This window comes from Streptomyces curacoi, from assembly GCF_001513975.1.
Classification (GTDB): Bacteria; Actinomycetota; Actinomycetes; order Streptomycetales; family Streptomycetaceae; genus Streptomyces; species Streptomyces curacoi.
Genome location: NZ_KQ947990.1, coordinates 143,160 through 155,986, shown reverse-complemented (window position 1 = coordinate 155,986; position 12,827 = coordinate 143,160). Strand labels below are relative to the sequence as shown.

The 12,827-nt window shown below is 69.9% G+C and carries 12 protein-coding genes and 1 riboswitch; of the genes, 5 read left to right on the top strand and 7 right to left on the bottom strand.

Annotation, left to right across the window (positions count from 1 at the left end):
- Positions 1–116 precede the first annotated feature (116 nt).
- From AQI70_RS23830 to thrC, 3 genes are all read right to left on the bottom strand, one after another.
- Positions 117–320, bottom strand: a complete 204-nt coding sequence (locus tag AQI70_RS23830) for a cold-shock protein (RefSeq protein ID WP_003986833.1) — start codon at positions 318–320, stop codon at positions 117–119.
- Positions 321–781: 461 nt separating this feature from the next.
- Positions 782–1,057, bottom strand: a complete 276-nt coding sequence (locus tag AQI70_RS23825; RefSeq protein ID WP_004000249.1) for a MoaD/ThiS family protein — start codon at positions 1,055–1,057, stop codon at positions 782–784.
- Entirely contained in the window at positions 1,054–2,343 is a 1,290-nt protein-coding gene (thrC, locus tag AQI70_RS23820; protein WP_062153400.1) for a threonine synthase, read from the bottom strand. The genes AQI70_RS23825 and thrC overlap by 4 nt, the downstream gene beginning before the upstream one ends.
- 18 nt (positions 2,344–2,361) lie before the next feature.
- A riboswitch (SAM riboswitch) is annotated at positions 2,362–2,520 on the bottom strand.
- Positions 2,521–2,680: 160 nt separating this feature from the next.
- Between thrC and AQI70_RS23815 the strand changes: the two genes are divergently transcribed.
- Both AQI70_RS23815 and AQI70_RS23810 read left to right on the top strand, forming a co-directional pair.
- A complete protein-coding gene (locus AQI70_RS23815) occupies positions 2,681–3,625 on the top strand; it encodes a glucosyl-3-phosphoglycerate synthase (RefSeq protein WP_062153398.1) in 945 nt (314 codons plus the stop codon).
- Between the two features lie 94 nt (positions 3,626–3,719).
- A complete protein-coding gene (locus AQI70_RS23810; protein ID WP_062153395.1) occupies positions 3,720–5,213 on the top strand; it encodes an alpha,alpha-trehalose-phosphate synthase (UDP-forming) in 1,494 nt (497 codons plus the stop codon).
- On the opposite strand, the gene otsB is transcribed toward AQI70_RS23810, so the two are convergent.
- The 3 genes from otsB to AQI70_RS23795 all read right to left on the bottom strand — a co-directional run bounded on the left by otsB (position 5,201) and on the right by AQI70_RS23795 (position 7,825).
- Entirely contained in the window at positions 5,201–6,082 is an 882-nt protein-coding gene (gene otsB / locus AQI70_RS23805) for a trehalose-phosphatase (RefSeq protein ID WP_062153393.1), read from the bottom strand. The two genes, AQI70_RS23810 and otsB, sit on opposite strands and share 13 nt — an antisense overlap.
- Before the next feature lie 167 nt (positions 6,083–6,249).
- Positions 6,250–6,495 (bottom strand): DUF3263 domain-containing protein, encoded by a 246-nt coding sequence (locus AQI70_RS23800; protein ID WP_062153391.1) that lies wholly within the window; start codon positions 6,493–6,495, stop codon positions 6,250–6,252.
- Positions 6,496–6,532: 37 nt separating this feature from the next.
- Entirely contained in the window at positions 6,533–7,825 is a 1,293-nt protein-coding gene (locus AQI70_RS23795; protein ID WP_079051452.1) for an ABC transporter substrate-binding protein, read from the bottom strand.
- 99 nt (positions 7,826–7,924) lie between these two features.
- Between AQI70_RS23795 and AQI70_RS23790 the strand changes: the two genes are divergently transcribed.
- The 3 genes from AQI70_RS23790 to AQI70_RS23780 all read left to right on the top strand — a co-directional run bounded on the left by AQI70_RS23790 (position 7,925) and on the right by AQI70_RS23780 (position 11,179).
- A complete protein-coding gene (locus tag AQI70_RS23790; protein ID WP_062153387.1) occupies positions 7,925–8,869 on the top strand; it encodes an ROK family protein in 945 nt (314 codons plus the stop codon).
- Between the two features lie 131 nt (positions 8,870–9,000).
- Positions 9,001–10,107: an N-acetylglucosamine-6-phosphate deacetylase gene (gene nagA, locus AQI70_RS23785; protein WP_062154104.1), complete on the top strand. Its 1,107-nt coding sequence runs from the start codon at positions 9,001–9,003 to the stop codon at positions 10,105–10,107.
- Between the two features lie 142 nt (positions 10,108–10,249).
- A complete protein-coding gene (locus AQI70_RS23780; protein WP_062153384.1) occupies positions 10,250–11,179 on the top strand; it encodes a 1-phosphofructokinase family hexose kinase in 930 nt (309 codons plus the stop codon).
- Positions 11,180–11,779: 600 nt separating this feature from the next.
- Here AQI70_RS23780 and AQI70_RS23770 read toward each other — a convergent pair.
- A complete protein-coding gene (locus AQI70_RS23770) occupies positions 11,780–12,736 on the bottom strand; it encodes a CBM35 domain-containing protein (protein WP_062153380.1) in 957 nt (318 codons plus the stop codon).
- Positions 12,737–12,827: the final 91 nt, after the last annotated feature.

Here is a 12,827-nt window from a genome sequence, read left to right as displayed (position 1 = left end):
TCCCGACGGGTCCCGGACATGGCCCCGACATGCCCGGACATGGCGAAGGGCTCGTACCCCGTGAGGTACGAGCCCTTCGAAGAAGAACGTGTCGCTGCAGTCAGTCGGCGCGTGCTTCAGCCGGCCACGCGGACCATGTCCGCCTGCGGCCCCTTCTGGCCCTGCGAGATCTCGAACTCGACCCGCTGACCTTCCTCCAGGGTGCGGTAGCCGTCCATCTGGATCGCGCTGTAGTGGACGAAAACATCCGCACCACCGTCGACCGCGATGAAGCCGTACCCCTTCTCCGCGTTGAACCACTTGACGGTGCCCTGAGCCATGCCTAACTCCCCTATTACTGGCCCTTGCACAGATCCACACTTCGCGGATCCGGGTCAGACCTCACCCCCCATCGGTCGGGGGCGTGCGCCGGAACGCGTCGACCGCGGCTGAATGTATCTGCCCAACTGCCGTCTGCAACAGGTCAATCGGACGAGAAATCCGGGCACGCCCGGTCGGGAATGTGGGGACAATTCCCCTGACTTCAGGTCAAGTCGGACCTGGCAAAAGGAACAAAAGCCACGAAAGACGCGCACACTTTGGCTACATCTTGTCGGGCGCAGAGCAGAATCCAGGGGCCAATCAAGGGCTGCCGACCCGTGGATCAGCGGCACGTTCCCCAACTGTACCTCGCTCAACCACACAGAATTGCCCCCTCCGCTTCTCTTACGGAGGGGGCAATTCGGTGAACTCTCGGTAATCAGTGTTACCGACGGTTACTACCGGCGGGTATCAGCGGGTATCAACCGCCCGCGACGGCCGGAATGATGGAGACACCCGCACCGTCCGGCGTCGCCGTCTCCAGCCCCTGCTCGAACCGGACGTCGTCGTCGTTCACGTACACATTGACGAACCGACGCAGCTTGCCCTGGTCGTCCAGCACCCGGGCGGCGATACCGGTGTGGTTCTTCTCCAGGTCGGCGATGACCTCGGCGAGGGTGGCGCCTTCGGCGGCGACCTCGGCCTGCCCGCCCGTGTAGGTGCGCAGGATGGTGGGGATGCGAACGGTCACGCTCATGCGAGGCCAGCCTCTCGGAAGGAGTCCAGGTTCGGGCGGATGGTGGCGGTGAGGCCGGTGCCGGCCACCGCGTCGAGGGTCTTGAGGCCGTCGCCGGTGTTGAGGACGACGGTGGTCTTGGTGGGGTCGAGTACGCCGTTCTCGATGAGCTTCTTCGTCACGCCCACCGTCACACCACCGGCGGTCTCCGCGAAGATGCCCTCGGTGCGGGCGAGGATCTTGATGGCGTCGACGACCTGCTCGTCGTTCACATCCTCCACCGAACCACCCGTACGCCGCGCGATGTCGAGCACGTACGGCCCGTCGGCCGGGTTGCCGATCGCCAGCGACTTGGCGATGGTGTTCGGCTTCTGCGGGCGGACCACGTCCTGCCCGGCCTTGAAGGCCGTCGACACCGGCGAGCAGCCCTCGGCCTGCGCGCCGAAGATCTTGTACGGCTTGTCCTCGACGAGCCCGAGCTTGATCAGCTCCTGCAGACCCTTGTCGATCTTCGTGAGCTGCGAGCCGGAGGCGATCGGGACGACGATCTGGTCGGGCAGCTGCCAGCCGAGCTGCTCGCAGATCTCGTACGCCAGGGTCTTGGAGCCCTCGGCGTAGTACGGCCGCAGGTTGACGTTGACGAAGCCCCAGCCCTCGCCCGCCGGGTCGCCGATCAGCTCGGAGCAGAAGCGGTTCACGTCGTCGTAGTTGCCCTCGATGCCGACGAGGTCACCGCCGTAGACGGCGGCCATGACGATCTTGCCCTGCTCCAGGTCGTGCGGGATGAACACGCAGGAGCGGAAGCCGGCGCGGGCCGCCGCGGCGCCCACCGCACCGGCGAGGTTGCCGGTGGAGGAGCACGACAGGGTCGTGAAGCCGAAGGCGCGCGCCGCCTCCAGCGCCTGAGCCACCACCCGGTCCTTGAAGCTGTGCGTCGGGTTGCCGGAGTCGTCCTTCACATACAGACCACCGGTCACGCCCAGCTCGCGCGCCAGGTTGTCGGCCTTGACGAGCTTGGTCCAGCCGGGGTTGAGGTTCGGCTTGTCGGCCACGTCGGCGGGGACGGGCAGCAGGGGCGCATAGCGCCAGATGTTCGCGGGTCCCGCCTCGATCTGCTTGCGGAGCTCCTCGGCGTCGTAGGCCGAGAAGTCGTAGGCGATCTCCAGCGGGCCGAAACACTCCTCGCACGCGAAGACCGGTCCAAGGGGTACCCGGTGACCGCACTCGCGGCAGGAAAGAGCGGCGGCGGGACCGAGGTCGACGGTCTTGGCGGAGTCGGTGGTGCTTGCAACAGTCTGCACAGCCATGTGAGGCGAGGCCCTTTCTCCTCATCTTCCTCACGACGCATCTCGCCGTGAGACGGATTTGGCACCTTCCCTAGCCGGGAGCCCCGCGGAGACGATCGACAGTGATCGCTACGAGAGCCGACTGGAGGGTTGCCGGGGCTTCATCGGGCCGTTTCCCTCTGCCCCTCTGGATGAGCTGTATGTGGTTGTTAACAACGGTTGACGCCGGACATGCGATGGTCATCCGCGTTGTTCAAGACTGTAACCGAAGGCCAGGACAGTTGAGATAGTCGTCCGAACCGCGAGATGGATCACACGGTCAGCAGTTGTGATCACGAACAGTGAGGAGCCCCGGGCTGTGCTGGAAGAAGTCGAGCGCTGGCTGCGCACCCGCTCCTGGTCCGTGACCGATCGCCCGCTCCACCAGATCCTGGCCGCCAAGCAGCGCACGGGCCGGTCGGTCTCCGTCGTGCTGCCCGCGCTCAACGAGGAGGAGACGGTCGGCGACATCGTCGCGGTCATCCGCCACGACCTCATGCGGCAGGTTCCCCTGGTCGACGAGATCGTCGTCGTCGACTCGGGGTCCACCGACCGCACCTCCGAGGTGGCCGCCGCCGCGGGCGCGACCGTGGTGCACCGGGACGAGATCCTCCCGCGCATCCCGGCCGTGCCCGGCAAGGGCGAGGTCCTGTGGCGCTCCCTGCTCGTCACCAGCGGGGACATCATCTGCTTCATCGACGCCGATCTGAAGGAGTTCTCCTCCGACTTCGTCTCCGGCATCGTCGGCCCGCTGCTCACCGACCCCGACGTCGACCTGGTCAAGGGCATGTACGACCGTCCCCTCGGCGGGGCGGCCGGGCAGGGCGGCCGGGTCACCGAGCTGATGGCGCGCCCGCTGCTGAACATGCACTGGCCGCAGCTGGCCGGTTTCGTACAGCCGCTCGGCGGCGAGTACGCGGCCCGCCGCTCCCTCCTGGAACAGCTGCCGTTCCCCGTCGGATACGGCGTGGAGCTGGGCATGCTGATCGACGCCCTGCACCTGGTGGGCCTGGACGCCCTGGCCCAGGTGGACGTGGGCGTGCGCAAGCACCGCCACCAGGACGGGCAGGCCCTCGGCCGGATGTCCGCCGCGATCTACCGCACGGCCCAGCTGCGGCTGGCGCGCGGCCATCTGATCCGGCCCTCCCTCACGCAGTTCGAGCGGGGCGAGGACGGGTTCGAGCCGCGCACGTTCTCCGTGGACACGGAGGAACGGCCGCCGATGGTGGAGATCGCCGAGTACGCGACGCGGAAGGTCGCGTAAACGCCGGAAACCGGCCGTATACGGCCGTACAAAGGCCCCTCACTGAGGGGAACCGCACGTTTGAGCGTTTCCGGGTCGGGCTAGGTTGAGGCGTATGGCTTCCACGCACGGTGCTGCCAAGGTGCTGGTCGCGTCGAATCGCGGCCCGGTCTCGTACGAGGTGCGCGAGGACGGCTCGCTGCACTCCAGGAGGGGAGGCGGCGGAGTCGTCTCCGGGCTGTCGGCGATCGGACCGGACGCCGGCGCCCTGTGGGTGTGCTCGGCGCTGTCCGACGGGGACCGCGAGGCGGTGCGCCGCGGGGTCGGGGAGGACGGCGTGCTGATGCTGGCCATCCCGGCCGACGTGCACGCCGACGCCTACAACGGCATCGCGAACTCCGTCCTATGGTTCGTCCACCACATGCTCTACCAGACGCCGCTGGAGCCGGTCTTCGACGCGGAGTTCCGGCGCCAGTGGGCGTCGTACGAGACGTACAACCGCGCGTTCGCCGGGGCGCTGGCCGAGCAGGCGGCGCCGGGTGCGGCGGTGCTGGTGCAGGACTACCACCTGTGCCTGGTGCCGGGGATGCTCCGGGAGCTCCGCCCCGACCTGCGGATCAGCCACTTCTCGCACACGCCGTGGGCGCCTGCGGAGTACTTCCGGATGCTTCCGGACGACATCCGCGCGCAACTGGTGTGGGGCATGCTGGGCGCCGACCGGCTGGGGTTCCTGACCTGGCGGTGGGCGCATGACTTCATGGCCTGCGCGAACGGCATCGATGCCGAGCGGATCTCCGTGTACTCACCGGTGCCGAGCGAGCCCAGGCACATCGAGCACACGCCGACCGGCCGGCCGCCCCTGAGCACCACCTGGATCGGGGTGCACGGCCTCGGCGCCGACGCCGAGTTCCTGCGCGACCGCTCCCGCCGGCCGGACGTCGAGGAGCGGATGGCCGCGCTGCGGCGCGAGATCGGCGAGGCGCCGGACGGAAGCGCCCGCAAGACGATCGTGCGGGTCGACCGGACCGAGCTGTCGAAGAACATCGTGCGGGGTCTGCTGGCGTACCGGCAGCTGCTCGACGACCACCCCGAGTGGCGGGAACGGGTGGTGCATGTGGCGTTCGCGTACCCCTCGCGCCAGGACCTGGCGGTGTACCGCGACTACACGGCCGAGGTGCAGCGGCTGGCGGAGGAGATCAACTCCCAGTACGGAACGCCGGGTTGGACCCCGGTCGTGCTGCACGTCAAGGACGACTTCGCGCGCTCGCTCGCCGCGTACCGCCTCGCGGACGTGGCGCTGGTCAACCCCATTCGGGACGGCATGAACCTCGTCGCGAAGGAGGTGCCGGTCGTGTCGGACGAGGGCTGCGCGCTGGTGCTGTCGCGTGAGGCGGGCGCGCACTGGGAGCTGGGCGAGGACGCGATCTCGGTCAACCCCTACGACGTGCTGGAGACGGCGCGGGCGCTGCACGAGGCGTTGTCGATGCGGCCGGAGGAGCGGGCGGAGCGGTCGAAGCGGCTGGCTGCCGCGGCCACCGCGCTCCCGCCGGCCCAGTGGTTCCTGGACCAGCTGCACGCGCTGGACCAGGATCCCCGTCAGCCCGCCTGAGCGGCGATCTGCCGCAGCAGCCGTACGACCCCCTGCGGGCCGTCGACCACGAGATCGGCCTTCTCCGACAGCGCGGTGACCTCCTCGCTGCCGCTGCAGACCAGCAGGCCGGGGGTGCCGTCGGCGCGGAGTTCGTCGACGGCGGCGTAGGCGGGGAGGTCGCCGAGGTCGTCGCCGGCGTAGAGGACGGACTCGGCGCCGAGTTCACGGACGTACTCGCTGAGCGCCACGCCCTTGTCCATGCCGGGCGGCCGGAGTTCGAGGACCATCCGCCCCGGTTCGACGATGAGGCCGTTGCGGGCGGCGAGGTCGGTGAGGGATTCGCGCAGGGCGTCGAAGGTGCCCTGCGGGTCGGCCGCCCGGCGCGTGTGCACGGCCAGGGCGTGCCCCTTGTCCTCGGTCCAGGTGCCGGGTCCGGCGCCGGCCCGGTCGAGCAGGCCGGGCAGTTCGGCGCGCACGGTGGCGACGCCGGGGTGGGGGTCGGGCGCGGACACCTCACCGCTGACGGCGTCCCAGCGCTCGGCGCCGTAATGCCCGAGCACGACGAGGTGCTCCAGTCCCGGGGCTCCGGCGAACCCGCCGTACCGCACGGCGACGTCGGCCGGCCGCCCGGTGATCACCGCGACGGCGGCCACCTTGGGTGCGAGCGCGGCCAGCGCCGGCAAGGCGTCCGGGTGCGCCCGGGCCTTCTCCGGGTCCGGCACGATCGATGCGAGCGTCCCGTCGAAGTCGAGCGCGACCAGCGCCCGCCCGGGCCGCGCGAGAACGGCGGCCAGGCCGTCCCGCCCGGCCTGGGTCGCGGGTGTCGGCAGCGGGTCCATGGTGGGGTCGGTCGAGTCGGAACCGGTCAGATCCTTGTGACTGCCCATACGGCGACCCTATCCAGTGGACCGGGAGTTCCTCGCCCCCGCCGCCCCTACCCATTCCCGTCCCCTGGGGGCCTGCGGCCCCCAGACCCCCGTTTCGGCCCTGAAGGGGCCTTGTCCTCAAACGCCGGACGGGCTGAAAAACCAGCCCCTCCGGCGTTTGAGGGTCGTCACCGTTCCGCCCGCCGTGCCTCCCGCACCCGCCGCAGCCGGTTCACCGTCACCGGGTCGTGCGCCAGCGCCCGCGGGTCGTCCAACAGCGCGTTGAGCAGCTGGTAGTAGCGGACGGGAGCCAGGCCCAGTTCCTCACGTATCGCGCGCTCCTTCGCACCGGGCCCCGCGAAGCCCCGGCGCTCCAGAGCGAGGATGGCCTGCTCGCGCTCGGCGAGGGAAGCCTCGGGCTGGTCCTGGTTCATGTGTCGCACGCTAGCCCCAGCCACCGACAACCGGCACCTACTCGGCGCTCTCCGCCCGCGTGGCCGTCGACTGCAGCTGGCTCAGGATCCCCGACGGACTGCCCCCGGAGGAGACCGCCTTGCCGATGCGCTGCTTGACGTCCGCGCTGACCGCCGCCCAGGAGGTCTTGCCGACCGGGTAGAGCTCGGAGAGCGGGAGCTCCTCCAGGAAGGGCTTCAGGTCGGCGTCCTGCTTGGCCGCGGTCATCACCGTGGACGCGGAGTTCGTGACGGGAAGCAGGTCGTACTCGCGGGAGAACTCCAGGACGTTCTCCTTGTCGTAGACGAAGTCGAGGAACTCGCCCACCTGCTCGGCATGGCCGTTCTTCTTGAAGGCCATCATCCAGTCGGCCACGCCCATGGACACCTTGCTGGGCCCCTCGGCCCCGGGCATCGGCACCATGCCGAACTTCACGCCCTTCTTCGCGGCCATCTGCATCAGGGAGGGATGGCCGTTGAGCATGCCGACGTCACCGGCCGCGAAGGCGGAGAACGCGTCGGCCCGGTTGAGTTCGCCGGGGGCGACCGGTCCCGTGAGCCCCTTGCCGACCAGGTTGTTCTTGAGCCAGTTGAAGGTGGCGACGTTCTCCGCGGAGTCGATGCTGTACGTGCCGGTCTCGGCGTCGGTGTAGCCGCCCCCGCCGCTGAGCAGCCACTGCATGGTCTCGGCCTGCGCCTCCTCGGCACCGAGCGGCAGCGCGTACGGGTACTTCACGCCCTCCGCCTTGAGCGCCTCGGCGTCGGCGGCCAGCTCCTTCCAGGTCTTCGGCGGGGTGAGGCCGGCCTTCTGGAAGAGGGTCTTGTTGTAGAAGAGCAGGCGTGTGGAGGAGGCGAACGGTATGCCGTACTGCACGCCGTTGACCTGCCCCGCGTCCGCGAGCTGCGAGACGAAGTCGGCCTGGACGGGAATGGAGAGCAGTTCGTCGGCCTCGTAGAGGAGGTCCTTCGCCGCGTAGTCGGCGTACGCCCCGATCTGCGCCAGGTCCGGCGCCTGCCCGGCGTCGACCATCTCCTTGACCTTGGCGTCGACGTCGTTCCAGGAGTACACCGTGACGTCGATCTTCACGTCGGGGTGCTGCTCCTCGTACTCCTTGACGAGCTTCTCCCAGTACTTCTGGGAAGTGTTCGCCGCGCTGTCGCCGTAGTCCGCGGCGACCAGCTTCAGCGTCACCTGGTCCGAACCGCCCGTCAGCCCGCAGCCGCCCAGTACCGCCGTCAGGCCCAGCGCGGACACCGCCGCGATCGTTCCCGTACGCCTACGCCGCTGCACGCAAAACCGCCCCACACCCATGTTCGAAAGCTTTCGAAACGTCATACAAATTGCCCCCTAAGGTCTACACCACGTAAGTGGACTAGACCTCTCGCGGGTGCGCAAGCCACACTGTCCCCCGTGAGACATGTCATCGCCCTCGATGTGGGCGGCACCGGTATGAAGGCCGCCCTGGTCGGGGCGGACGGCGAGCTGCTGCACCAGGCGCGCCGCCCGACCGGTCGCGAGCGCGGCCCGGACGCGGTCGTCGACGGCATCCTCGACTTCGCCGCCGAACTGCGCGCGTACGGCGAGCAGCGCTTCGGCGGGCCCGCGTCCGCCGTCGGCGTCGCCGTCCCCGGGATCGTCGACGAGGATCTGGGCGTCGCCGCCTACGCGGCCAACCTGGGCTGGCGGGACGTACCGCTGCGGCGGCTGCTCACCGAACGGCTCGGCGGCCTCCCCGTCGCCCTCGGCCACGACGTGCGCACCGGCGGTCTGGCGGAGGGCCGGATCGGAGCGGGCAAGGATGCCGACCGCTTCCTCTTCGTGCCCCTCGGCACCGGGATCGCCGGCGCCATCGGCATCGACGGCCGGGTGGAGGCGGGCGCGCACGGCTTCGCGGGCGAGATCGGCCACATCGTCGTACGGCCCGGCGGAACCCCCTGCCCCTGCGGACAGCACGGCTGCCTGGAGCGGTTCGCGTCCGCGGCGGCGGTGAGCGAGGCGTGGGCCGCCGCCTGCGGGGACCCGGCGGCGGACGCGGCGGACTGCGCCAAGGCCGTCGCGTCCGGTGACCCGAACGCCGTACGAGTCTGGCAGGACGCCGTGGCCGCCCTCGCGGACGGCCTGGTCACCGCGCTCACCCTGCTGGACCCCCGCACCCTGATCATCGGTGGCGGCCTCGCCGAGGCGGGGGAAACCTTGTTCACACCACTGCGGGACGCAGTCCGGCGGCGGGTGACTTTCCAGCGGCTGCCGTCCATCGTCCCCGCGGCCCTGGGCGACACCGCCGGATGCCTGGGTGCCGGCCTCCTGGCCTGGGATCTCCTCGACCACACCGACCGTACGGAGGTATCTCCCTGATGGCAGCGGACCTAGGGGCGCGGGACAGCGCTGAATCTGCGGCTACCGCCGCGTGGGCGCGACCGGCCACGACGAACCCGCCCCCCGCGACGGGCAGAGCGCCCCTGATCCTCTCCGGCGCCAACGTGGTCATGCCCACAGGAACCGTCAAGGACGCGCAAGTGATCGTCGACGGCACCCGCATCACCGGCACAGCCCCAGAAAACGCTCACCGCATCGACCTCAACGGCCACTGGCTGGTGCCGGGCTTCGTGGACATCCACAATCACGGTGGTGGTGGAGCTTCGTTCACTTCGGGCACGGCGGACGACGTGGTCACCGGCATCCACACCCACCGCCTGCACGGCACCACCACCCTGGTCGCCTCCACGGTGACCGGTGACATGGGCTTCCTGGCACAGCGCGCCGGCCTTCTCTCCGAGCTGGCCGAGCAGGGCGAGATCGCCGGCATCCATTTCGAGGGACCGTTCATCTCGCCGTGCCGCAAGGGCGCGCACTCCGAGGAGCTGCTGCGCGACCCGGACCCGGCGGAGGTCCGCAAGCTGATCGACGCCGCGCGCGGCCACGCGACCATGGTCACCCTCGCCACCGAACTGCCCGGCGGCATCGACTCCGTACGTCTCCTCGCCGAACACGGCGTCATCGCGGCGATCGGGCACACGGACGCGACGTACGAGCAGACGGTGGAGGCGATCGAGGCGGGCGCGACGGTCGCCACGCACCTGTTCAACGCGATGCCGCCGCTCGGCCACCGCGAGCCGGGCCCGATCGCGGCCCTGCTGGAGGACGAACGGGTCACGGTCGAGCTGATCAACGACGGTACGCACCTCCACCCGGCGGCGCTGGAACTGGCGTTCCATCACGCGGGCGCGGACCGGGTCGCCTTCATCACGGACGCGATGGACGCGGCCGGCTTCGGCGACGGCCGCTACATGCTCGGCCCGCTGGAGGTGGAGGTGGCCGACGGGGTGGCACGCCTCGTCGAGGGCGGCTCGATCGCCGGCTCGACCCTCACCCTGGACCGCGCCTTCAAGCGGGCGGTGACGATCGACCGGCTGCCGGTCGAGGACGTGGTGACGGCCCTGTCCGCCAACCCCGCCAAGCTGCTCGGCCGCTACGACCGCATCGGCTCCCTGGAGCCCGGCAAGGACGCCGACCTGGTCGTCCTGGACTCCGGCTTCGACCTCGTGGGCGTGATGCGCCGTGGTGAATGGGTGGTTGAGCCCCAACTGGGGTGATGTGTCCCGCTGTTGAGGGCGGCGGTTGTCCTGGGAGACTGGGACGGCCGCCGCCCGTTTGGCATGATCAAGCCTCCGGGCGAAGCGTCCGGCAGACAGACGGCGAACACATCGCGAACTTCTTCGGGGGAGGTCGGCCCAGGTGATCCTCACGGTCACACTGAACACCGCTCTCGACATCACCTATCGCGTACGGGCGCTACGGCCCCACGGGTCCCACCGGGTCTCCGAGGTGACCGAACGCCCCGGCGGCAAGGGCCTGAACGTGGCCCGCGTCCTGGCGGCCCTGGGACACGAGGTGACGGTCACCGGCTTCGCGGGCGGCGCGACGGGCCGCGTCGTCCAGGACCGGCTCAAGGCCACGCCCGGCGTGGTGGACGCGCTGGTCCCGGTGACGGGCGCGACCCGGCGCACGATCGCCGTCGTCGACGACCGCACCGGCGACACCACCCAGCTCAACGAGCCCGGCCCGACGGTCACCCCCGCCGAGTGGTCCGCCTTCCAGGAGGCGTACGAGGATCTGCTCCCCGCGGCCTCCGCGGTCGCCCTGTGCGGCAGCCTGCCGCCGGGAGTTCCGGTGGGCGCGTACGCCGGTCTGGTGCGGTCCGCCAAGGCCGCCGACATCCCCGTACTCCTGGACACCAGCGGCGAGGCGCTGCGCCGGGGCGTCGCCGCCCGCCCGGACATCATCAAGCCCAACGCCGACGAGCTCGCCGAGCTCACCGGCTCCCACGAGCCGTCGCGCGCCACCCAGGACGCCCGCAGGCGCGGCGCCCGGGCCGTCGTGGCCTCCCTCGGCGGGGCCGGCCTGCTCGCCCTGACCCCCGAGGGCCGCTGGCGCGCCACCCCACCCGCCCACCTCCACGGCAACCCGACGGGCGCCGGCGACGCAGCGGTCGCGGGCCTGCTGTCGGGCTTGGTGGAGAAGCTCCCATGGCCGGACCGGCTGGCCCGCGCGGCGGCGCTGAGCGCGGCGAGCGTGGTGGCGCCGGTGGCGGGGGAGTTCGAGCGGGGTATGTACGAGGACCTAGTGGACCACGTCACGGTGACGGGTGACGTCACGGCCGCGTGACATTGCCTTCGGCCAGCAATCGCCCAATCCCCGACCCCCAACCGGTGAGCATATGATCACGGACGACCAAGATCTCGTTCTCATCGGGGGAACACATGCGCAAGTCAAGAGCTGTCAAGCACCTCGCAGCTCTCTGTATGGCCTCTATGGGGCTCATCATCTCCGTGAGCCCCACGGCATCGGCAGATGGAGTCCAGGCGGGAGTCTGGATGAACGGTACTCATTCATTCAGCATCCGTACGAGCCCCAGCACCTCTGCTTCGAAGATAGCGACCATCTATGACACTGACACCAGGGTTCCTTGCAGCACAAGGACGTGCATACGAGAGGACAACGGCGGCTCGTACAAGTGCTGGTCCGGTGGCCCTTCCGGCAAGGACTGGTACAAGGTGAAGTGGGGCGGCAAGACAGGTTGGGTAGCCGCCCGGTGCGTCGAGGTCGGACGTATCTGAGCAGCCTTGGCGCTGCCATAGTGATGGGGGAGTCGCCGACCGGGGTCTGTGCAGTCGGCGGCAGCGCCTGAGAATCACCCTCCACACAACTCACCAATGCTGCGTGGAGGGTGATCGCTTCCTTCGTCAGAAGGCAGCACACCGAGGCTTAACTGCCGGATCTTACCCAGCCCTTCACCAGCCACAGCCGGTCGATGAGGGCGTCGCACTGGTTGCCCTGCTCGCAGGAGACCTTGATCGTGTTCGTGCCCTTGTTGAGCTGGACGTAGTTGTAGGTCTTCGTCCAGCCCTTGGCGTAGTCGCCCTCGGGGGCACCCGCCCAGTTCTTCAGGTCGACCGGGGTGCTGGCCGGCGTGCCGTTGACCGTGAGGGTGGCGGTCTGGTCCTTGCCCGGGACGCTGTAGCCGACAAACACGGTGTACTTCCCCTTCTTGGGGATGCCGTCGACGCTCCAGGTGACCGAGGAGCCGACCTGGTTGAAGCCGGTGACGTAGACGCCGCCGTCCGCCTGGGCGCCCTTGATGTCGGACGCGAGGGCGGCGGTGCCGCCGAGGGCCAGCGCCTTGGCGTCGATCGACGGCAGGTCCTCCTCGTTCGCCACGTTGCTGCTGCTCGCCGACGGGCTGGACTCCGCGCTCTCGGACTGTGTCGGGGGCGACTGGGCCTCGTTGCCGGTGTTGTCCTTGTCGTCGCCGCCCAGCATGGCGACGCTGATGCCGATGACGACCGCCGCGACGACCGCGATGGCCCCGATCAGCAGGCCCTTGGTGTTGGGCCCCCCGCCGCGGCCCGCGCCGCCGCCGCTGTACGCCGGCTGCTGCTGGGCCGTCGGCGCCCCGCCGGGGAACGTCTCCGGTGCCGCGTAGTGCGCGTTCGGCCGGCCGTACGCGCCCTGCTGCTGCGGGATCTGGCCGTAGGCCGCCGTCGGCTGCTGCTGGCCGTACTGGCGCTGGCCGACCGCTCGGACGCGGTTGACCGAGCCCGGGTAGCCGTAGCCTCCTCCACCGGACGGTGGCTGGGCTCCGTTGGCCTGCCCGTCGGCGTAGAGGTAGCCGAACGGGTCGTCGTCCTCGGGCGTGCTGGCGCCGTTGTTGCCGGACGTCATCCCTTGGGTACTCCTCACCGGGTGCGGGCGGATGCGATACGTGTGATGAATGGCGAGCCTACCCGCTCCCGCTGGCCCAAACGGGTGACTC